This is a genomic window from Acinetobacter calcoaceticus (assembly GCF_016508255.1).
GTDB classification, from domain to species: domain Bacteria; phylum Pseudomonadota; class Gammaproteobacteria; order Pseudomonadales; family Moraxellaceae; genus Acinetobacter; species Acinetobacter calcoaceticus_E.
The window spans coordinates 81,704-103,526 of the sequence record NZ_JADVKT010000007.1; the positions used below are offsets into that span (position 1 = coordinate 81,704).

The following is a 21,823-nucleotide window of genomic DNA, read 5'->3' on the forward strand; positions in this document are numbered from 1 at the left end:
TTTGTTAATTTTTATGTGTGTAGTTGTTTGAAATTATTTGGTTTTTTATGAAAATATTTTATGGCTTAAATAGATTTACGCTAAGTTGCAATAAGCATTAATTATACTACGCCCAGCTATATCATTTAAACGTCTACACGTAATTTACAACGTACTAAAATGATCTGATTTTACTTTTGATATACCTGCTTAATAAGAAAACAACGTAAAACTGCATATTGAGACTAGTTACATTTTGAAAATGAGTATAGGTAGACAGATTAGTCTTTATTTAATTAAAATAAGGCTTAAATATAAGTTTGATTGATAATAAAAATGCAGATGAGTGTGTCGAGTATATTGGAACGTTTAGGCCTTGTTTCACAAAATCGTGCTGTTCATATCCAGTTCTCAAATCAGTCTTTAAATCAGCAAGTCTTCTTGCAACGTATTGAAGGCGAACATACGCTCAACCAAGGCAGCGTTGCTGAATTGCTGTGCCTGTCGACCAACGCACATATTGCATTAAAACAATTTATTGGCTGTCAGGTTGCCATCGATCAGGTGACGGATGCAGGCCAATTTTTTAGAACGACGGGTATTATTACCGAAGCGAGCCAAGGTCAAAGTGACGGCTCACTCACCATTTATAATTTAACTTTAAAAGACCCAACTGCACTCTGGCATAAACGCCGCAACAGCCGCGTGTTTATGAATAAAAGCGTGCGCGATATTGGCGAAATTTTGTTTAAAGAATGGCAAGGCAAAAGCCCGCTGTTTGCTTCAAGCTTAACCCTTGATACATCTGGTTTAAGCAAAGACTATGATGTGCGTCCATTTGTGATGCAGTCTAATGAAAGCGATTATGACTTTTTAACTCGACTTTGGCGTAGCGAAGGCATTAACTGGTTAGTCGATGAATCACAACTTTTAGTCGCTGACTCGAATGTTTCTATCCAGCCGCAAGTCTTACGTTTAATTGACGAGAATCAAAATTATAAAGCCCTTGAACGCCGTAACTTACGCTACCAACGCAGCAGCGCGACAGAACAGTTCGATACCATTACCCAAGTCAAGGCAGAGCGTAGCTTACAGCCGACGTCGGTTCATGTGCAACGCTGGCAAGCCGATGCCCTTCAACAAGAAGAAGGCAGTGGCAGCGTACAAGGTACGCAGAAACACAGCGAACACTATGACAATGCCAGTCTGAATCTTGAAGATGCATGGCATGTTAGCCCTGCATGGATGCAGGACTTAAAAGGTGAAGACCAAGCCACCGCTTCAGGCAATAGTCAGATTGAACAGTTCAATCAGAACATTAATGCCTACCATCACCTGACTTCAAAACAATTTACCGTTTCAGGTAACGTCCGTGATGCGCAGGTGGGTTACTGGTTTGAGCTGAATGACCACCCAGAACTCGACCAGCATGACAGTGCCGATAAAGAGTTCTTGATCTTAAGCAAGCACTACTATAACCAGAATAATTTACCGAAAGAATTACAACAGCAGCTTGAGCGCCTATTACCACAAAACAAACTCAAGGCAGCCGAACTCGACACACAAAACCCTGAGCAGCGCCACTTTGCTGAACTCAATGTCATTCGACGCAACATTAAAGCTGTCCCAGAATATAATCCGCTACAGCACCGTCCGGAAGCTTACCCGCAGCGCGCTAAAGTGGTGGGCTTGGAAGGCGAAAGCATTCATGTCGACCAGTGGGGACGCATTAAAGTCCGCTTCCTGTTTACCCGAGCCGACGACCATAGCCATGATGGTGGAGCAGGCAGTAACGACAATGACACTGACTCGGCTTGGGTGGACGTACTAACCCCATGGGCAGGTGCCGGTTATGGTGCGCGCTTCTTGCCTCGCGTGGGTGAGATCGTAGTGATCGATTTCTTTGACGGCAACATTGACCGCCCATTTGTGGTGGGACGTATTCACGAAGCCGAACGTCACCCAACCCAGTTCGACCAAAAAGGTCAGCTACCTGATACTAAAAAACTTAGCGGCATTCGCTCAGAAGAAGTCGACGGCAAAGGCTTTAACCAGCTTCGATTTGATGACACGACAGGCCAAATCAGTGCCCAGCTACAAAGTAGTCATGCAGCCAGCCAGCTCAACTTGGGTAACTTAAGCCACCCAAAAGACAAGGCGGAAAGCGAGGGCCGAGGTGAAGGTTTTGAACTCAGAACTGACCAGTGGGGTGCGGTACGAGCTGGCAGTGGCTTACTTATTAGTACCCACAAACAAGACCAAGCTCAAGGCGTACACCTTGATGCAAATGAAGCCAAGCAACAAATCGAAGGCGGCCTTAACAATGCCAAGGCACTCAGTGAAGTTGCCAAAAATCAGCAAACTGACCCGTTAGAAAATTTAGAAAACCTAAAATCGTTTATTGAAAAACTTGAGCAGCAAGACAACGCAAAAGCCAAAACCTTTAAAGAGGCGATCATGTTACTGGCAAGCCCAAATAGCATCGCGCTGAGCAGTAACGAAGACATTCACTTAAGTGCAGATGGGCAGCTCAACCAAACTGCGGGCGACAGCATTAACCTATCGACCCAAAAGAACCTGATCGCACATGCCCAAAACAAAATCAGCCTTTTTGCCGCGCAAGAAGGGGCGAGACTCTATGCAGGCAAAGGTAAAGTCGAAATACAAGCACAAGGTGACGGAGCAGATTTAATTGCCCGTAAAGCTGTTCAGGTGATTTCGACCGAAGACAAAATTGAAGCGACCGCCGCCAAGGAAATTGTACTTACCGCAGGCGGCTCTCAAGTCAGAATTACCGGTTCTGGTATTTTTATGACTACGGGCGGCAAGTTTGAGGTGAAGGCAGGGCAGCATAAGTTTATGGGGGGCGCTGAGGTAGGTATGAACCTTCAAGGGTTACCCGCTTATGAAACCTATAATGAGAGATTCAAGATGTTCTTGCCGTCAGGTGAACCACTTTCATTTGTTGATTACAAGATATCTTCTGAAGGTAAAGAAATTTTTGCTAATTCAGATAAGAAAGGACAAACCAAAGAAATACATAGTCCTAAAGAACAGGGGCTTAAACTCGATTTGTTATGGTTGGATCTAGAAACAGTAGATGAGACTGAAATTTGGGTAGATCCAGCGCAAGGAAGTAAAAATGTCTAGTAGTTTAGATTGGAACAGTAAAACAAACATAAGTGAACATAGTTGTAAGGATGCTCACTGTGATTGTTTAACATTTTGGGAAATATATCAGCAAGAAGCGATCAAGAGATTATCTAACTTACAAAAAGCGAATAACTATAAACTTGAGCCAGGATATGAGGCAAGAGCAAGAAGAATCGCCTCAGTATATGCCAAAATATTTTTAGAAATAGAGCTCGGTGGGAATAAAAATCTTCTAGGACGATATTATTGGATGGGCTTAGGAGCTTTTGCCTCAAAAACTGTTGCAACTATATTCAAGCATTGGGGGAGTCTGCTTGGCTATAATGTCGGTGTGCAAGAGGCTATAAATCTTTTTGCTCGTGGTAATTTGTGGTTGTTTATGGATATTGCCCCTTGGCATTTAGCGTGGAGTGCATCTTCAGAATCTTTTAAGAGTTGTAAAGGTACGCGAGATACTAGTACATTCAAATTTGTTAAACCAGCATTAATGAATTTGCCATGGTCATCGTGTTTACCTAGTATTAATAATTTAAATGTGACGAAAGAAATTAATGATGCTTTTACTCTATTACCTGCCATTGAGAAAGCTTTTTTGAATGGAAGTGATGAGAAAAGTAAATATAGAAAAGCGAGTCAAAATCTATTCGATCATATGATGGCTATTGCAGTACAGGAACAACATAATATTCTTCAAGTCGTTGTTTGGGAAAATACATCAGTTAAATTTGGCGCGTGGATGCAACGTTGGTTTATAGGTATGCCAGATGCCACACTTGTTCTATCAAGTGATTATAGTGTAGACGCGGTAAAAAAGAATTGGTTTGGTAATTATACAGGTAGTAAAGCTGATCAATTAGTAGAGTTAAAAGAGGATGTTTACATTGCTCCTCTCAAGGATACGATTGCTGAAGATTATGATAGTCGTATGAAATGGATTGGTAAAGCAGCTGAAAAATATCACCGTTTAATGCTTGATGAAAAAGGTCGGCCATTTTTACAACAAGAATTGAAAACCATTTCTAAATGGGGAAATAGTAAAGCCGATTTTAAAATACATTCAAGTAGTAATGAAGGGAAGGTGTGATGCTAGACAAGGCTGGAAACTTATCATGAAAAACTATTTATCTTTATTTATCTGCATTATTACATGCATCTTTTTAACTTCTTGTAAGCCCGCAAATAACACTACCCAAGGAAATAAGTCGATGAACCAAAATCAAGATGTAATAGCCCTTCATTTTGGTGAACAAGGCATGCAGGATTTTAGTAAAAATAGTACTACGCCAGTTGATCGTCAGCCTGCAGGGATGAATTTTTTATCATTAGATTGGACTCCACCAAAACTAGGTCGAGTACGTATATTTAGTGAAAAGAGTAATTTAGAAATAGAAAATGTGATCAGTGTGCTAGGTACACAAGTAGCTCGACGAAGCAATGATGGTATTCAAATCATGGACATTAATGCTAGCTTACATCCAAATGAATATACCACGAGCCAAGAGGCTTATACTGCTTATACTAAATTAGTGCATCAGATTAATGACAAACAATGGAAACAGTATTTTTTACCTTTTAGTGCTCGAATTGATAAACAAGATAATTTAAAGCATATGAATGAAACCATGGGTGAGGTTATAGATCCAACTTATATCTTAAGTTTTAAAGAATGGCAGGATGTTCTTTCGAAAACAAATAGGTTGGTATTTAACTTATATAATGGAGATGTAGAGTTGGGTATTAGTCTTCGACAGACCTATAAAGATGATAAAAAAGAACAGTATATGGTGAGGTATAGCTTTGAGAACTTTAAATATGCAGGTCGAAATGCTATCTCTGATTCAGATAAGATGAATTTAGAGCAGTTAAAGCAAGCATTTGAAGCTGAAGTTGCCAATAATAAGAAAGCACGTAAAACTGAAGAAAATAATATGAAAAAAGAGGGTTATCATATAGATGAGAGCTATATAGACCCAGACATTTGGCCTTATGTAAAATAAACTGTTAGGAGCATAATAAATTATGCTCCTTCTCTCATAAGAAATGATTTAAGCAGCTTGAATGGCTTCTCCACAAAGAGAAACAGTTTCTTGTTTATGTTGGTGTAGGTACCAGAACTGCTCCGCAATGGTTTTTGGATGTACCGTGTAGCTCTTATCTTCTGTACCCGGTGTTCCATCTACGAAACCGTTAACAATGACTTGGCTCACGTAAACATTTGAGTCAGCGAGACTATGAGCAAGTAAGTTAGTGGTTTTATATTGGGCGGCAGCGGTAATGGCTAAAGATGAATATTCTTTGGCAACCAAATCTATGCCCACTGCATCGAATGCGAAAATTCCATTGGTCGATAAAATACTGCCGTGATTCTTTTCTAAATCACGTAAGCAAGCTTGTACTGTAGCAATATAGCTCGAAACGCGAATATGAAAGCTTTTGGTGAGCTCTAGTGGAGGGGTTTCTAATATATTGCCTTCGATATCATGGAACGCATTCCAATGAATATTTTTAATCTCTCCTAATTGATCTTTAATATGTTTAATAAGATTTGGTATGTTTTCAAGAACGGCTAAATCACATGTAAAAGCGTAAGCTTCAATACCTTGTGTTTTAAGTTCTAAAATGGCCTGTTCGAGTTTTTCAGCATTACGTGCCACTAAACCGATTTTATAGCCTTCTTTACCAAATTTATGTGCTACGGCTTTGGAAATACCTGTTCCATAACCAAAAATTATAATATTGTTGTTCATTATAAAGTTCCAAAGAAACCAATTATTTGGTTAGAAATAGTTTATAATATGTTTTTATAATGTATTCAAGCGAAAAAATTAAATCTAAAAATAATGCAGAAAGAACAAGACAAAAATATGAAAAACAGTAATCAGTCAGTTTGGTTTGAATGGTAGATAGAATAACGGTTACTAAAATTTCGCCTTCATGAAAAACCTAGAGTGGTGGTTTTCAAGTTAAAAAAATGTTTATTGATGAAATAACTTTTTAATTTGACTTCTCAATCTTCCTATCATAAATTAATTGGAACGATCGTTCCTGTTGGGTATATTTATGCGAACCAAAGAATTTGAAACCGATGAAATTGCTGATGCAGCCATGCAGGTTTTTTGGCGCCGTGGATATGCTGCTACTTCGGTTCAAGATTTAGTAGATGGTACGGGACTATCTAGAAGTAGCCTTTACAGTACCTTTCAAAGTAAGCAGGGGCTTTATCAAAAGGCATTACAACGCTATGAACTTTTAACCACACTTAAAAATGTAGAGTTGTTGGCTGGTTCAGGCTCTCCAAAAGCACTCATTCGACAATTACTTCTCAATATTGTTGAAGATGAGCTAAGTGATCCAGAACACAAAGGCTGCTTGGTCGCAAATGCCTGTTTAGAACTGGCTGGACATGATGAAGAGGTCGCCGAATTTGTTATAAGTAACCTGCAAAAAATACAGCATGCTTTAGAGAATTTGTTCATTAAGGCTAAACAATCTGGTGAAATTGCTTCTACCCAAAACCCACGTGCATTAGCGAGTTTTTTTGTAAATACTATTCAAGGTTTACGTGTTCTGGGGAAAGGCAGTCCGCTTGAACAAAGAAAGCAAGCTTTAATGGATGTGGTCGAGGTTGCTTTAACCGTTTTATAAAACTCATTTAAACCTTAACTATGGTTGATCTGAATAGTTAAGGTTTTTATTTAACTTGAATTGGAACGATCATTCCTAAATGGTAATTTTTAGTTTACATGGAGAACAAATGTCTTCCCATCCTAACCTTATAAAACAAGCATATAGCAATGCAGAGCAGAGTAAGTACGCTGCAAGCGAATTTGAGAGTAAAGCTTTATGAATATTAAGTGTGATGAAACAACTCACCAGTTAACTGACGAATTCTCTGCTTTACCGATTTGGAAATTGTTGGCTTTTACAGTTGCGGGCTTTCTGACCATCATGACAGAAACCATGCCAGCAGGTCTGTTGCCCCAAATCAGTCAAGGGCTACATATTTCAGAAGCTTATGCAGGGCAGTTGATAGCAGTGTATGCCTTAGGTTCGGTTTTAGCGGCAATACCTCTGATTAGTCTTACCCGTAGTTGGAATCGGAGACCTTTATTACTCAGTGCTATTGCAGGTTTACTTTTATTTAATGCGATTACTGCCTTATCAAATGATTATATTCTGACATTGATTGTTCGTTTTATTGCAGGTATGGCAGCGGGTGTTATATGGGGGCTTTTAGCGGGTTATGTAAGACGCATGGTCCCAGCATCGTATCAAGGACGAGCTTTAACAATTGCTGGGATTGGTCAGCCAATTGCTTTGGCGATAGGTGTTCCTTTGGGTGCATGGTTGGGAACGTTGTTTGAGTGGCGTGGCGTATTTTGGATCATGTCTTTACTGGCATTGATTTTATTTGTCTGGATTCGTTTTAGTGTTCCTGATTTTGCGGGGCAGTCAGCACAAAAAAGGTTGCCTATTTTTAAAGTTCTTTTAATGCCGGGTATTAGAGCTATTTTAGCAGTCGTCTTCCTTTGGATATTGGCTCATAGCATTCTTTATACCTATATTTCACCTTTTTTGGCCTCGACAGGGCATGCATACAAAGTTGAGACCATTCTTTTTTTATTTGGTATTTCTTCGATTATAGGCATCGTAATTACGGGAATGTTTATCGATCGTTCATTAAGAAAAATAATGCTTTTAAGTTTATTTATCTTTGCAATCGCAACAGCACTATTAGGTGTTTATAGTTCTTCAAGTTTTGTCGTGCTCACGGGTGTAGTGTTATGGGGAATAACCTTTGGTGGCGCTCCAACATTATTACAAACAGCTTTAGCAAATACTGCGGGTCACGAGGCAGATGTCGCTCAGTCCATGTTAGTGACAGTTTTTAATCTCGCTATCGCATTCGGTGGAATGATTGGTGGGGGACTGCTTGAAAGTTTTGGGGCAGCTTCTTTTCCATGGTTTATGCTGGCTTTTGCCTTTATTGTGTTATGTACCGTTTACCATGCCCGTAAACATAGTTTTATCTCTTCATAAAAGATTTTGCCCTTCATGAATAAAAGTGAAGGGCAAAATCTTTTTATAGTCTGATGCAGTGTTGCTAAAAACAGTTATTGAATTGGAAAAATAAACCGTAAAATATAAATAAATTGGAATTTAAATTTAACTAATTATTCTTAAATGGGAATAAATTCTTTTTAATTTGATTTATCGCGTAAAAATTACCAATAATATTTAAAATTAGCTGTTCTTAGAAAAACAATCCCGCAGGGTGCTAGCTAAACTATATCTCAAGGGTGTGATAGGGATCGAAAAGAGTAGCATGCACCAAAACGTATAACGTTAGTGTGTACTCACCCAAAAGGTCTCGATTCGGCTTAGGACGCTATAGATCAAAAGTTTATAGGCACAAGGTTATGACTTACAAAGTTATGATTGTTGAAGTAAACCATAGATGTTTTCCCTTGACACCCTAAAAAATTCTCTATAATAAAAACAATATTTTACAAGAATATAATTCATGAATAAGCCTTATCTTTCTGCGCTACCTCCTGACAGTCAAATCTCATCTCAATTGCACAATGCCTACTTCCACGACTCGTGGAGTATTGTGCTGGGTCAGCCCGACCTGAATGTATTTGAGCAGCTTATTAAAATGTTCCAGCATACTCCGCATTGGATAGAGTGGAGCATGAATATGCGTAATAAAATTACTTCAAAGATTGGGCTTAAAGACTTAGGAAGTTTTAAGCAAATTGATTCGGATAAAAAAGAAAATGAGTATGTTATAGGCGACCGAATTGGAATTTTTACCTTGCGACAACGTACCGAAAATGAGTTAGTGATTGGAGACGATGATAAGCATTTGAATGTAACTTTATCTGTTTATAAGAATGAAAAGACCCAAGTATTGACCATAACCACTGTGGTACATATTAAAAATTGGCTTGGTCGGCTTTATATGTTGCCAGTGATTCCTGCCCACCGAAAAATAGTACCAGCCACTTTACAGATATTGGGTTAGAGCACTATTTTTATTTACGATGTTATCTGTTGAAATCGTTTATATACTAATCTTATTATCATAATAATGGGCTGAATAATATGGACAATAAAAACCAGTGTCGCCAATGCACCGTTTGTGGAAAAAATTTTCCCTTAAAAGATCTGGTCTCTGGTGAAGTCATTCGAGATGTAATTGGTGAAGAAATCTTGAAAGATTATCCAGAGTGGTCTTTTTCAACCTTTATTTGTCGCAATGATTTGGCGGTCTACCGTATTAAATATGTGCAATCACTATTGCGTTCAGAAAAGGGTGAGTTAACAACTTTGGAGAATGAAGTGATTGGCAGTATGCAACGGCATGAACTGATTACTCGTAATACAGAGACAGAGTTCGATCAAAATTGGACTTTGGGGGAAAAACTGGCAGATAAAATAGCTTCATTTGGTGGAAGTTGGGTCTTTTTAACTTGTTTTGGGCTATTTTTAGTGGTTTGGATCCTTTTTAATACCGTAGTGATGGTAGTGCATCCTGTCGATCCTTATCCTTTTATTTTGCTTAATCTGGTGTTGTCGTGCTTAGCTGCAATTCAGGCACCTGTCATTATGATGAGTCAAAATCGTCAAGAGGCAAAAGATCGCTTACGTTCTCAACATGACTATCAAATTAATCTAAAAGCTGAGCTTGAGATTCGCCATTTACATGAAAAAATGGATCATCTTTTATCACATCAATGGGAAAGACTTGCACATATTCAAGAAATTCAGCTCGATCTTTTATCTGAAATGAATAAAAAACGGTAAAAACTGAATCTGAGTTTCACGTGGAACATGATGAGCTGTATAGAATATTTTGCGGTAAATCGGAAATTTCTTTATGATCTGCCGCCATGCTCCATTGCTGTTTCTACGACCATGCCTTTAAACGACAACTTTGTTTATTCTCCGCCACAAGACCCTCTTTCAATTTTATTTGAAGATGATGACTTGATTGTGGTTGATAAGCCAGCGGGCTTATTGTCGGTTATGGGGCGGTTGCCTGAGCATCATGACAGTGCTTATTTACGGGTGCTTGAAAAGTTCCCTTTAGCCAAAGTGACTCATCGTTTAGATATGGCGACTTCGGGTTTGCTTATGTTTGCCAAGCATCGTGATGCAGAAGTTGCGGTGAGTAAAATGTTTCAGGCTAGAACGGTCAAAAAGCACTATATTGCTTTGGTTCAAGGCCAAGTTGCAGAAGAGGGTAGTGTTGAAGTTCCTTTAATTACCGATTGGGAAAATCGGCCAAGACAAATAGTACATTTTGAATTGGGTAAACATGCTAAAACCTTATTTCAACCTCTCGTTTATGATGCTCAAACAGATCAAAGCCGTGTATTACTAGAGCCAGTGACAGGGCGTTCGCATCAGCTACGTGTTCACATGATGCATATTGGACATCCGATTATGGGGGATAAGTTATATCACCCTGAACCTAAGCAATTTCACTTAAACCGAATGGCGTTACATGCAGCCTATTTGGCTTTCAAGCATCCATTAAATGGCAGGGATGTGGTGATTGAGTCGCTGGTCCCTTTTTAAAATTTATATAATTAAAAAAATTAATTTGATGCAATTGGGAACGGAATATATACCCAAACTGCAATAAAAGTCGGGTATTCTTAATGTCGAATAATATTAATACGGCGACAACAACAAGGATCATATTATGACTCGTGACTACGAACAATTTCCAGATGACGACAATGGCAATGTACTTTGGCAAATGGTTGAAGACGGGGATGATTTAACCGACTTGCATGAAATTGAATTTTCTATTGCTTTTCAAGATCAAAAGAATGCAGAGCAATGTGCGATCTATTTACTTTACCAAGAACAAAAAGTTTCACTTTTTCAAGATGATTCTGTTGAGCCAAATGAATGGGTTATTACTGTCTTTGTTAACATGGAACCAGAGTATTCGGATATTGTTGACTTAGAGCAATGGTTTTCCAGCATCGCTGAAAAATTTCAGGGTGAATATGATGGATGGGGTTGCATGGCCTATGTCTTTGATGAAGATAGCGAAGAAGATGATATTTTGCAGTAATCTCTAACATTGGGACGGGAGCTTTAAAATGATCTTATCTCAAAAAGAAATTGCAGTACGATTTTTAGAACTTGCCGCTGCTGGCGAAGTTGATGAAGCCTATAGCAATTATACTGCTCCAAACTTCAAGCATCACAACCCTTATTATGCAGGTGATGCGACTTCTTTGAAGGAAGGAATGCGTGAAAGCGCGATTGAAACGCCAAACAAAGCTTTTGACGTTCAACATGTCATTGAAGATGGTGCTTTAGTTGCTGTGCATTCTAAACTTGAAATGCAAATGAATGACAAGCTAAGCATCTTAGCTGTGGTTCATATTTGCCGTTTCGAGAATGGAAAAATTGCTGAGTTTTGGGATGTGGGTCAAATACAGCCCGATCCACTCGTCAATGAAAATGGTATGTTTTAATGAAAAGCCCGAAAATGATTCGGGCTTTTTTATTTATGGATTAATCAGAATTTCCACTGTGCCGAAATTGAGGCGTTGAGTGGTTCACCTGGTTGAACCCACAAATCGCTATAGCTTGAAACATAATAGGTTTTATCAAACAGATTATTCACATTGAGCTGATAACGTAATCGGTCAGATGGGGCATAGTAGCCATTTAAATTAACCAGCGTATAACTTGGTAAATTAAAGCCATTATCAAGGTTATGACCACTGCGCTCACCGCCATAGGTCAGGTTAGCACCTACACCTGCTTTTCGTGGGCCTTCTTGCAGAAATTCATAATTGGTGCTCACAGCACCTTGGTGTTTTGGAACATTGCTCAGACGTGCGCCTTTTGCCAAGTCTTGGTCTTTTTCAATTTGAGCATCGGTGTAACTATAGTTGGCATTGACGAACCATCGGTCATTGATCTGACTATTTAAGTCAAACTCAACGCCTTTACTGCTGACTTCGCCTGCTGCGGTTTGAAAGTTACTATCGATTGGATCGGTTGTTAGAACATTCTGCTTTTTCATTTTAAACAAAGCGAGACTAAGCACACTTTGGTCATTCATTTTATATTTAGTACCAATCTCATAGCTTTCACCTTTTTCAGGAGCAAAAGTCTGACCATTTCGGTTCATACCACTATTCATGGCAAATGAGCGACCATAGTTGCTATAAAAAGCCCATTGGTCAGAGGCTTTAAAATTTACTCCGAAACGTGGACTATTCTGGTGAAGCGTCTGGTTGCTTTCAGTCTGAGTCAGGTGATTTTTAAAGTCTTGTTCGACCTGATCAAAACGGTTGCCGAATAACACGCTCCACTGATCATTAAAAAAGATCTGGTCTTGTACATTAAGCGCAAAGTAACGCTGCTGTTCTTTGGTGTTGGTGAACGGGGCTAAATTTGGTAAATATTTGCCATATTCAGGTTGGTAAATATCAATTGTGTTAGGCATGCCTGAACTGTGATTGCGACGAAGCTGATTTTGCTTATAGTCAAGTTGACCAAGCTCGGTTGAAAGTAAAATTTCATGGCGAGCCCACGACGTATCAACCTTGCCAAGTAACTCTGTCTGAGCCAGAACATCTTCACTCGTATAATCACGATAGCGACGTTGACGTTCTAAAGTACGGCCATCGGCTTGCATACGACGAGGTTCGGTTGCAAAGCCGACCATTTTGGCGTCTTTATAGCTGACTGCACTATTTAGTTTCCAGTCAGGGTTAAACTCGTGACTCAGACGTAATTGATAAAAGTAATCTTTTATTTTCAAATCGCCATCGTCAGGCTCACCTGTAAAGGTTTTCGGGTCCATCACAAACTGGTGGTTGACTGTGCTTACACCACGGTCAAAGGTCCCTTTATGCTCTGTAAATTCACTGTCAAAATCGAGTTGCGTTTGGTCTGAAATTTTCCATGTGAGCTGTGGTGAAAAGAACCAGAGTTCACTGCTGACATGATCACGGAAGCTTTGATTATCTTCATGAGCGACTGCTACACGATAAGCGAGTTCATCGTTAATAGGGGCGGTGTGTTCCAGACTAATTCGATATTGTTCTTGGCTATTGGCACGTAGGTTAAGTTCACTTCCGCTTTCCCATTGTGGTTTTTTACTGTTTAGGTTGAGCAAACCGCCTGTTTCCCCACGACCATATAAAGCCGCCATTGGCCCTTTTAAAAACTCTAAAGATTCAATATTGACTACATCTTTAGGAGCACTGATCCCTCGGTTTACACTCAAACCATTACGGATCATAGAGGCACCTAAATTGGGGTCGGTACTAAAACCACGGAAAGAGTAATTATCCCAAAAGCCACCACCAAAACTATTTTGATGAAAAACCCCGCTTACTAAGTTTAATGCATCGTCAATTCGCTGAACGTCTTGTTGTTCCATCATTTGCTTGGAAACAAAAGCATGGTTAAAAGGAACATCTAAAACATCGTGAGAAAACTTAGTCGCTGAGCTATTTTGACTCACATTTTCTTGGGTACTTTCAGCCTGAACGCGTATGGTCTCAAGTACCGTTGACGTTTCTTCTGCCCAAATGAATGTTGATATAAATGATAGTCCTAGTGAAGACAACAATCCTAATTTGTGTTGCATAAATTATCAGCCATAAAAGACAAAAGAAGTTTAATGTAATAATATAACGTTACATTATTTTGTTGATTACTGCTATGTCTTTAGAAAAAAATATTGAACGTTTACAGTCGATTGATGCATTGCGTGGTTTAGTCATCATGATTATGTTACTCGACCATGTAAGAGAAACTTTCTATTTGCATAAGCAGGTTACAGATCCAATGGACGTAACATTAACAGAACCAGCTTTATTTGGAAGTCGGTTATTGGCACATATTTGCGCGCCAGTTTTTGTGCTTTTAACTGGAATTTCTGCATTTTTATTTCACTCAAAAAAACAAGATTTACAACAAACTCGTGCTTTTTTATTAAAGCGCGGCTTATTTTTGATTGTGCTAGAGCTCACCCTTGTGAATTTTGCATGGACGGCAACTTTTCCTCCCGAAGTCATTTACTTACAGGTGATTTGGGCGATTGGTATTAGCATGGTGGTGTTAGCCGGTTGTGTGGGGTTGCCTTTGCCTGTCCTTGCTGGAGCAGCTTTGGTTATTATTTTTGGGCACAACTTATTAGATTCGGTGCACTTTTCACAAGGCGTCTTACAAAATATATGGTTCGTTTTACATGACCGTGGCTGGCTTGAGTTCGCGGGCATAAAGCTTCGCACAAGTTATCCAGTTTTACCGTGGATTGGCCTGATTTTATTAGGCTACGTTTTAGGTCAGTTCTTTAGTTCAAAATATACAGCAAAGCAAAGAAGCCGCACTTTATTCAGTCTTGGTTTAGCAAGTATTGGGTTATTTGTTTTACTACGCTTTATCAATATCTATGGCGACCAGCCTTGGCAACATTTTGAGTCATTACAACTGAGCCTCATGAGCTTTTTTAACCTCACCAAGTATCCGCCGTCTTTATTGTTTATTTTGCTGAATGTTGGTATTGGCTTAATTGTGCTCGTTGCTTTTGAACGTGTGCAGCACTATTCGTTTCTAAAACCATTGGTGGTGTTTGGTTCGGTGCCTATGTTCTTTTATTTATTGCATTTATATGTGTTGAAACTGATGTATATGTTTGCGCTAAGTGTGTGGGGAGCCAACTACGGGAATTATTTATCGGTTAACCATGTATGGATGCTGTGGTTAATCACAATTGTGCTGACTTTTGCACTTTATCCAGCGGTTAAATGGTTCTCAAAATTCAAACATCAAAATAAACATATTTCGATTTTAAAATATTTCTAATTTTCAAAATGTGGGTAAAGCGAGTTTAGAGAGAACTCGCTTTACTTGCTCACATCTAAATATAGGGTTTCTTTGACTTCTTCCATGACCACATAACTATGTGAAGATGCCGAAGCGGGGAGTTTCTTTAATAGATCACCCAACAATCTGCGGTATGCGCTCATTTCCTTTAAACGGGCTTTTACAAGGTAGTCAAACTCACCTGAAATGAGGTGACATTCCAATACTTCAGGAATTTCGACCAAGTCTCTGGCCACCTGATCAAATACATCGCCTGATTTGGCAGAGAGCTTAATTTCTAAAAAGACAAGCAGGTTACGGTCTACATGGGCTGGGTTTAGACGGGCGTAATAACCCATGATAATGCCATCGCGTTCAAGGCGTTTTACACGCTCTGAACAGGGGGTGGTAGACAGGTTGACTCTCGATGCCAACTCACTAATCGCAATTCGTCCTTCACGCTGCAAAATGTCCAGAATCATGCGATCTATACGATCTAAGGGGCGCATAGATATTTCCTCTTTTTTTTAAATTCTCGCGAGAAAAACATTAATTTACCTAGATTATACCCTGAAAAACAGTGAAATAAACTATTGATGCAGAAATATACTAGTTAAATAAACTGGTGTGCGTGAGGGAATGGAAATGCGCGTAATTGTATTAGGTAGCGGCGTTATTGGAGTGGCAAGTGCCTATTATCTGGCTCAACAAGGGGCTGAGGTCACTGTTCTTGATCGCCAGACAGGTCCTGCTGAAGAAACAAGTTTTGGTAATGCAGGTCAAATTTCGCCAGGGTATTCAACCCCTTGGGCAGCACCAGGAATTCCTTTTAAAGCTGTGAAGTGGATGTTCCAACACCATGCACCGCTTGCTATTAATTTAGATGGCAGCATGTGGCAATTACAGTGGATGGCGCAAATGCTAAAAAACTGTAATCCACAAAGTTATGCAGTCAACAAAGAACGTATGATGCGTGTGGCTGAATACAGCCGTGACTGCTTACGTGAATTAAGAAAAGATACAGGTATTAATTACGAAAACCGTGCGAAAGGCACTTTGCAGTTATTCCGTAAAGAAGCGCAAATGGAAGCGGTTCAACGCGACATTAGTGTTCTACAAGAGTGTGGCGTAAGTTACGAATTATTAAATGGCAATGAGCTTGGTCGTGTAGAGCCAGCTTTAGCAAATACACAAGATAAACTGGTTGGTGGTTTGCATTTACCAAATGACGAGACAGGTGACTGTTATTTATTTACCAATGCTTTAGCTCAAATTGCTAAAGAATTAGGTGTTAACTTCCAGTTCAACCAGAACGTAGAAAAATTGATTGTTGAAGGCGATGAAATTAAGGGCGTTCAAGTCAATGGTAAAGTTTTAACCGCAGATCGTTATGTTTTAGCGTTTGGTAGTTATTCACGTGATTTCTTGAAACCACTCGATTTACAGTTACCTGTATATCCTGTGAAAGGTTACTCGTTGACGATTCCAATTGTTGATCCAGCTTTTGCTCCACAATCTACCGTGCTTGATGAAACTTACAAAATTGCGATTACTCGTTTTGACCAACGTATTCGTGTAGGTGGAATGGCTGAGTTAAGTGGTTTCAATTTAGGTCTTAACGACGACCGCCGTGCAACCTTGCAAATGGTGACTCAGGACTTGTTCCCGGGCGGTGATATGGCACAGGCATCTTTCTGGACTGGTTTACGTCCAATGACGCCAGACAGTACCCCAATTATTGGTGCGACTCGCTTTAAAAATCTGTTCTTGAATACAGGTCACGGTACTTTAGGTTGGACAATGGCGTGTGGTTCAGGAAAATTAATCAGCGACATCGTATTGAATCATAAGACTGAAATCAGTACAGATGGTCTTTCAATTCAGCGCTATTCTCATGCACATGCTGCATAACGGACGTTAGGAAATTAATCATGCCTCGTCCTATTACCGCAGTCATCCACCGTCAAGCCTTACAAAACAACTTGGCAGTAGTACGCAAGGCTATGCCAAACAGTAAGGTCTTTGCCGTTGTAAAAGCAAATGCTTATGGACATGGAATTGAACGTGTCTATGAAGCATTTAAAGCAGCAGATGGCTTTGCCTTACTTGATCTTGATGAAGCAAAACGAATTCGTGCTCTAGGTTGGACAGGTCCAATTTTGTTGCTCGAAGGGATTTTTTCTCCTCAAGACTTATTTGATTGTGTGCAGTATCAACTCAGTTTCACCATTCATAGTGAAGAGCAAATTGAGTGGGTTCAAAAGCATCCTTATCAGGCACAATTTGATGTTTGCCTAAAAATGAACAGTGGCATGAACCGTCTTGGTTTTAAACCACAGCACTATGTTCAGGTATGGGAACGTTTAAATAATTTAGCAAACGTCTCCAAGATTACGCACATGATGCATTTTTCAGATGCAGATGGCGATCGTTTTGGCCAGCAAGGTATTGATTATCAAATCACTGCATTTGAAGACATTATTAAGGATTTACCGGGTGAAAGATCGGTAAGTAATAGTGCGGCAATTCTGCGCTATCAAGACCAGCTCAAATCAGACTATGCACGTAGCGGCATCATGCTTTATGGCAGCTCGCCAGACTACCCGACGCATAGTATTGAGGACTGGGGCTTACAACCGACCATGAGCTTACGCAGCGAAATTATTTCCGTTCAGCATTTAGAACCGAATGAAAGCGTAGGTTATGGCTCAAACTTTGTCTCAGAGCAACCCATGACGATTGGAATTGTGGCTTGTGGCTATGCCGATGGTTATCAGCGTATTTCACCGACAGGTACACCAGTTTTAGTGGACTCGGTACGCACTCGTACAATTGGTCGAGTCAGCATGGATATGTTGGCAGTCGATTTAACACATATTGAAAATGCCAAAGTCGGTAGTGAGGTCGTGCTTTGGGGCCAATCTAGTACAGGCGTCGTTTTGCCTATTGATGATGTCGCAGTTTCATCCGGTACGGTGGGCTATGAACTGATGTGTGCCGTCACCGCCCGTGTTCAATTTATTAATCAGGTATAAGGAAATCCGAATGTCTAATTCAGATATACAAAAGATTAACACTAACGAAGTCATGAGCGCCGTGACTGTTTTTAACAAAGTGGTTTATTTGTCAGGTCAGGTACCTAAAAATACCGAGCAAGACGTGGCAGGCCAAACTCGTGAAATTCTTGCAACGATTGATGAACTTTTGGCGCTTGCCGATACTGATAAATCTCGCTTGCTCTCTGCGCAGCTCTATTTAAAAAATCTTTCTGACTTTTCAACCGTAAATGCCATTTGGGTTGACTGGTTAAAAGGGTGTGTTGCTCCATCGCGTGCCACAATTCAGGCCGATTTGGTTAATCCAGACTGGCTCATTGAAATTGCCGTGACGGCAGCACAAAAGTAATTCGTTTTTACTCCAAAAATGATGATGTATCTAACAGAAGGAAGATAGGTACGGTTTATCCAGTCATTTTTTGGTGAACAGGTTCAGTGACCTATGGCATACGGTTCGATTTTCGCCATAGGTTGCTGATCTTAACAAAGGAATTCAAAAAGGAATTTTAATATGACAACGGCTCGTCATTCAGATACGGAAAATTCTCCTGATCATCTGCAACGAAAACTGTCTAACCGTCATTTACAACTGATTGCAATTGGCGGTGCAATTGGAACCGGCCTATTTATGGGCTCGGGTAAAACCATCTCCCTTGCAGGTCCTTCAATCCTTTTGATCTATATGATCATTGGAGGAATGTTCTTTTTCTTAATGCGTGCAATGGGCGAGTTGCTCCTTGCAAATCTGCATTACAAATCTTTTGTGGATATGGCTCATGACCTGATTGGTCCTTGGGCTGGTTATTATTTGGGCTGGACCTATTGGTTAGGTTGGGTGCTGGTGGGTATTGCGGACCTTTCAGCGGTCATCAACTATTTAGGTTTCTGGCTGCCCGATGGTGCGAGCTTTTCTCCAACACAACAAGCCATGATTAGTGCAGGCTGTGTGTTGTTTGTGATGGGACTTAACCTTCTGACAGTACGTTTATTTGGTGAAATTGAATTTTGGTTTGCACTCATTAAGATCTTGGCGATTATTGGCCTGATCGGAGTGGGTGGTTACATGATTTTCAGCCATTTCCAAGCTCCTCAAGGTGCTGTAGCAAGCATGAGTAATGTTTGGTCGCATGGTGGTTTATTCCCGAAAGGTACTGAAGGCTTCTTGGCTGGTTTCCAGATTGCCGTGTTTGCTTTTGTCGGAGTTGAACTTGTAGGTACAACGGCTGCTGAAACTAAAGATCCAGAGAAGAATTTACCGAAGGCAATTAACGCGATTCCGATACGTATTATTTTGTTCTATGTATTAGCGCTCTTTATTGTGATGTCAGTAACACCATGGGATCACATTCGCGCAGATAAAAGCCCGTTTGTTGAGTTATTCTTAAATGCGGGTATTCCGGTTTCTGCCATCATTATGAATTTGGTGGTCCTATCTTCGGTGATGTCTTCAATGAACAGCGGTGTGTTTTCAACCAGTCGTATGCTGTTCGGTTTATCAAAAGATGGTCAGGCACCGGGTGCATTTAGCCGTTTATCAAAACGTGCAGTACCTTCAAATGGTTTGATTTTCTCATGTATTTTCATTATGGGTGGAGCTGTGCTTCAGTACTTTGTTCCAAACACAATGGAAGCATTTACCTTGGCAAGTTCCCTCTGTGTGATTCTATTCATTAGTGTCTGGAGTCTCATCATGGTGTGTTATTTACGCTACCGTAAATTACGCCCTGAATTACATGAAAAATCGACTTTTAAAATGCCAGGTGGTGTTTGGATGAGCTATGTGGTTCTGGCATTTATGCTGTTCACTTTAGTCATCTTGGCACTTGAGCCAGATACATTAAAAGCACTGTATGTCAGTCCAGTCTGGTTGGCCATTTTAGGGGTCACCTATCATGTGCTCTATAAACCGCGCTTGAAAAAACTAGGACGTGAACTCGTCAACGATCATTAAGTTTTATTAAAAAGCCAATCAATCATGATTGGCTTTTTTCATATTTTTTGAATTTTTTATCGGAATAATGTTGTTTATTTTTGAATCAATAGAGAAGTTTAGAGGGGGGCGTAAAAGCGACATCTAGCATTATCGCATGCTACACTCCGGCTAATCTGGAGAATCCGGATATGTTAATTAAAATTGCCGTGAAGGCATTACATAAATAATGTGACTTAAAAAAACAGGACAAACGATTTATCAATTAAGGAAAAATATACTTGAACATCTTGTCCTGAGGTATAGACTCAGCAACCCACGATATACGGTTCGTTTTTCTCCCTATAGGTTGCTGATTTAAGTTAAGCAAAATATAAAAAGGACTTCAAATATGACAATGGTTCATCATCCAGATGAGGCAGGCTCCCCTGATCATTTACAACGGAAATTAAATAATCGCCATCTACAAATGATTGCAATTGGCGGTGCAATTGGAACCGGCTTATTTATGGGCTCGGGCAAAACCATCTCCCTCGCTGGTCCTTCAATTCTCGTGATTTACATGTTAATTGGTGGCATGTTCTTTTTTCTAATGCGTGCATTAGGTGAACTACTGCTCGCTAACTTACATTACAAATCATTTGTGGACATGGCATATGATTTGATTGGTCCATGGGCTGGCTATTATATAGGCTGGACTTATTGGTTAGGCTGGGTACTGGTCGGTATTGCTGATTTGTCTGCGGTCATTAACTATTTAAGTTTCTGGCTTCCCGAAGGCGCCAGTTTCTCACCAATACAACAGGCCATGATTAGTGCAGGCTGTGTACTATTCATTTTAGGGCTTAACCTTCTTACGGTGAAGTTGTTTGGTGAAGTTGAATTCTGGTTTGCACTCATTAAGATTTTGGCCATTATTGGCCTGATTGGAGTCGGTGGCTACATGATCCTCACTCATTTTCAAGCTCCGCATGGTGAGGTTGTGAGTGTAAGTAACGTGTGGTCGCACGGTGGTATATTTCCAAAAGGCGTAAGTGGATTTTTGGCAGGTTTCCAGATTGCCGTGTTTGCGTTTATTGGCGTTGAACTGATTGGTACAACAGCTGCTGAAACGAAAGATCCAGAGAAAAATCTACCGAAAGCAATTAACGCGATTCCAGTGCGTATTATCCTATTTTATGTGTTGGCACTTTTTGTGGTGATGTCCGTGACACCATGGGATCATATTCGTGCAGATAAAAGCCCATTTGTTGAGTTGTTCTTAAATGCGGGTATTCCGGTTTCTGCAATCATCATGAACTTGGTGGTGCTATCTTCAGTGATGTCTTCAATGAACAGCGGTGTGTTTTCAACCAGTCGTATGCTGTTCGGTTTATCAAAAGATGGTCAGGCACCGGGTGCATTTAGCCGTTTATCAAAACGTGCAGTACCTTCAAATGGTTTGATTTTCTCATGTATTTTCATTATGGGTGGAGCTGTGCTTCAGTACTTTGTTCCAAACACAATGGAAGCATTTACCTTGGCAAGTTCCCTCTGTGTGATTCTCTTTATTAGTGTATGGCTTCTGATCATGGCATGCTATTTACGTTACCGTAAGTTGAGTCCTGAGCTTCACGCAGCATCAACCTTTAAAATGCCGGGTGGCGTCTTAATGGCGTATGTTGTCATTGCATTTTTCTTGTTCACTTTAGTGATTTTGGCACTAGAGCCAGATACTTTGAAAGCACTCTATGTGAGTCCCTTGTGGCTAGTTGTTTTAGGTGTTAGCTATCATGTGTTTTATAAACCACGCATGAAAAAACTAGGCCAAGAAAGTTTTGATTAATTATTACTAATTTCAAAAAAG

At 40.0% G+C, this 21,823-nt stretch carries 19 protein-coding genes; 16 read left to right on the plus strand and 3 right to left on the minus strand.

Going from position 1 to position 21,823, the window contains the following annotated elements:
• Window positions 1–315 precede the first annotated feature (315 nt).
• From I5515_RS13930 to I5515_RS13940, 3 genes are read left to right on the plus strand one after another with little or no spacing between them, the layout of a single operon-like run.
• Window positions 316–3,129 (plus strand): type VI secretion system Vgr family protein, encoded by a 2,814-nt coding sequence (locus tag I5515_RS13930; RefSeq protein WP_199967887.1) that lies wholly within the window; start codon window positions 316–318, stop codon window positions 3,127–3,129.
• The gene (locus I5515_RS13935; RefSeq protein ID WP_199967889.1) at window positions 3,122–4,216 is read left to right on the plus strand and encodes a DUF2515 family protein; all 1,095 of its coding nucleotides are present in this window, start codon (window positions 3,122–3,124) and stop codon (window positions 4,214–4,216) included. Before I5515_RS13930 ends, I5515_RS13935 begins: the two co-directional genes overlap by 8 nt.
• A gap of 25 nt (window positions 4,217–4,241) precedes the next feature.
• A complete protein-coding gene (locus I5515_RS13940) occupies window positions 4,242–5,129 on the plus strand; it encodes a hypothetical protein (protein WP_199967890.1) in 888 nt (295 codons plus the stop codon).
• 48 nt (window positions 5,130–5,177) lie between these two features.
• On the opposite strand, the gene I5515_RS13945 is transcribed toward I5515_RS13940, so the two are convergent.
• Window positions 5,178–5,879, minus strand: a complete 702-nt coding sequence (locus I5515_RS13945) for an SDR family NAD(P)-dependent oxidoreductase (protein WP_199967894.1) — start codon at window positions 5,877–5,879, stop codon at window positions 5,178–5,180.
• Between the two features lie 313 nt (window positions 5,880–6,192).
• Here I5515_RS13945 and I5515_RS13950 point away from each other — a divergent pair, with 313 nt between their 5' ends.
• The 7 genes from I5515_RS13950 (at window position 6,193) to I5515_RS13980 (ending at window position 11,636) form a co-directional block, all read left to right on the plus strand.
• Window positions 6,193–6,777 carry a TetR/AcrR family transcriptional regulator gene (locus tag I5515_RS13950; RefSeq protein WP_199967896.1) on the plus strand — a complete coding sequence of 195 codons (585 nt, stop codon included), beginning with the start codon at window positions 6,193–6,195 and terminating at the stop codon, window positions 6,775–6,777.
• A gap of 198 nt (window positions 6,778–6,975) precedes the next feature.
• A complete protein-coding gene (locus tag I5515_RS13955; RefSeq protein ID WP_199967898.1) occupies window positions 6,976–8,172 on the plus strand; it encodes an MFS transporter in 1,197 nt (398 codons plus the stop codon).
• A gap of 484 nt (window positions 8,173–8,656) precedes the next feature.
• On the plus strand, window positions 8,657–9,160 hold the full coding sequence (locus I5515_RS13960) for a DUF2867 domain-containing protein (RefSeq protein WP_199967900.1): 504 nt from the start codon (window positions 8,657–8,659) through the stop codon (window positions 9,158–9,160).
• Window positions 9,161–9,240: 80 nt separating this feature from the next.
• Window positions 9,241–9,942: a DUF1003 domain-containing protein gene (locus I5515_RS13965; protein ID WP_199967902.1), complete on the plus strand. Its 702-nt coding sequence runs from the start codon at window positions 9,241–9,243 to the stop codon at window positions 9,940–9,942.
• A 111-nt stretch (window positions 9,943–10,053) separates the two neighbouring features.
• Window positions 10,054–10,719, plus strand: a complete 666-nt coding sequence (locus I5515_RS13970; RefSeq protein WP_199968040.1) for an RluA family pseudouridine synthase — start codon at window positions 10,054–10,056, stop codon at window positions 10,717–10,719.
• A gap of 127 nt (window positions 10,720–10,846) precedes the next feature.
• Window positions 10,847–11,227 (plus strand): ribonuclease E inhibitor RraB, encoded by a 381-nt coding sequence (locus I5515_RS13975; protein ID WP_199967908.1) that lies wholly within the window; start codon window positions 10,847–10,849, stop codon window positions 11,225–11,227.
• A 28-nt stretch (window positions 11,228–11,255) separates the two neighbouring features.
• Entirely contained in the window at window positions 11,256–11,636 is a 381-nt protein-coding gene (locus tag I5515_RS13980; RefSeq protein WP_199967909.1) for a nuclear transport factor 2 family protein, read from the plus strand.
• A 44-nt stretch (window positions 11,637–11,680) separates the two neighbouring features.
• Here the strand turns inward: I5515_RS13980 and I5515_RS13985 are convergent, their stop codons facing one another.
• Window positions 11,681–13,771: a TonB-dependent siderophore receptor gene (locus I5515_RS13985; protein WP_199967910.1), complete on the minus strand. Its 2,091-nt coding sequence runs from the start codon at window positions 13,769–13,771 to the stop codon at window positions 11,681–11,683.
• Window positions 13,772–13,845: 74 nt separating this feature from the next.
• On the opposite strand from I5515_RS13985, the gene I5515_RS13990 reads away from it, so the two are divergent.
• Window positions 13,846–14,991: a DUF1624 domain-containing protein gene (locus I5515_RS13990; RefSeq protein WP_199967911.1), complete on the plus strand. Its 1,146-nt coding sequence runs from the start codon at window positions 13,846–13,848 to the stop codon at window positions 14,989–14,991.
• A 41-nt stretch (window positions 14,992–15,032) separates the two neighbouring features.
• Here the strand turns inward: I5515_RS13990 and I5515_RS13995 are convergent, their stop codons facing one another.
• A complete protein-coding gene (locus I5515_RS13995) occupies window positions 15,033–15,500 on the minus strand; it encodes an Lrp/AsnC ligand binding domain-containing protein (RefSeq protein ID WP_174735429.1) in 468 nt (155 codons plus the stop codon).
• A gap of 136 nt (window positions 15,501–15,636) precedes the next feature.
• Between I5515_RS13995 and I5515_RS14000 the strand changes: the two genes are divergently transcribed.
• From I5515_RS14000 to I5515_RS14020, 5 genes are all read left to right on the plus strand, one after another.
• Entirely contained in the window at window positions 15,637–16,902 is a 1,266-nt protein-coding gene (locus I5515_RS14000) for a D-amino acid dehydrogenase (protein WP_199967913.1), read from the plus strand.
• Window positions 16,903–16,922: 20 nt separating this feature from the next.
• Window positions 16,923–18,026, plus strand: coding sequence for an alanine racemase (gene alr / locus I5515_RS14005; protein WP_199967915.1), 1,104 nt, complete (start codon window positions 16,923–16,925; stop codon window positions 18,024–18,026).
• A 10-nt stretch (window positions 18,027–18,036) separates the two neighbouring features.
• A complete protein-coding gene (locus I5515_RS14010) occupies window positions 18,037–18,396 on the plus strand; it encodes a RidA family protein (protein WP_005037543.1) in 360 nt (119 codons plus the stop codon).
• 162 nt (window positions 18,397–18,558) lie between these two features.
• Complete coding sequence (locus I5515_RS14015; RefSeq protein ID WP_199967917.1) at window positions 18,559–19,998, plus strand: amino acid permease; 1,440 nt, start codon at window positions 18,559–18,561, stop codon at window positions 19,996–19,998.
• Between the two features lie 376 nt (window positions 19,999–20,374).
• Window positions 20,375–21,802, plus strand: coding sequence for an amino acid permease (locus I5515_RS14020; RefSeq protein ID WP_199968041.1), 1,428 nt, complete (start codon window positions 20,375–20,377; stop codon window positions 21,800–21,802).
• Window positions 21,803–21,823: the final 21 nt, after the last annotated feature.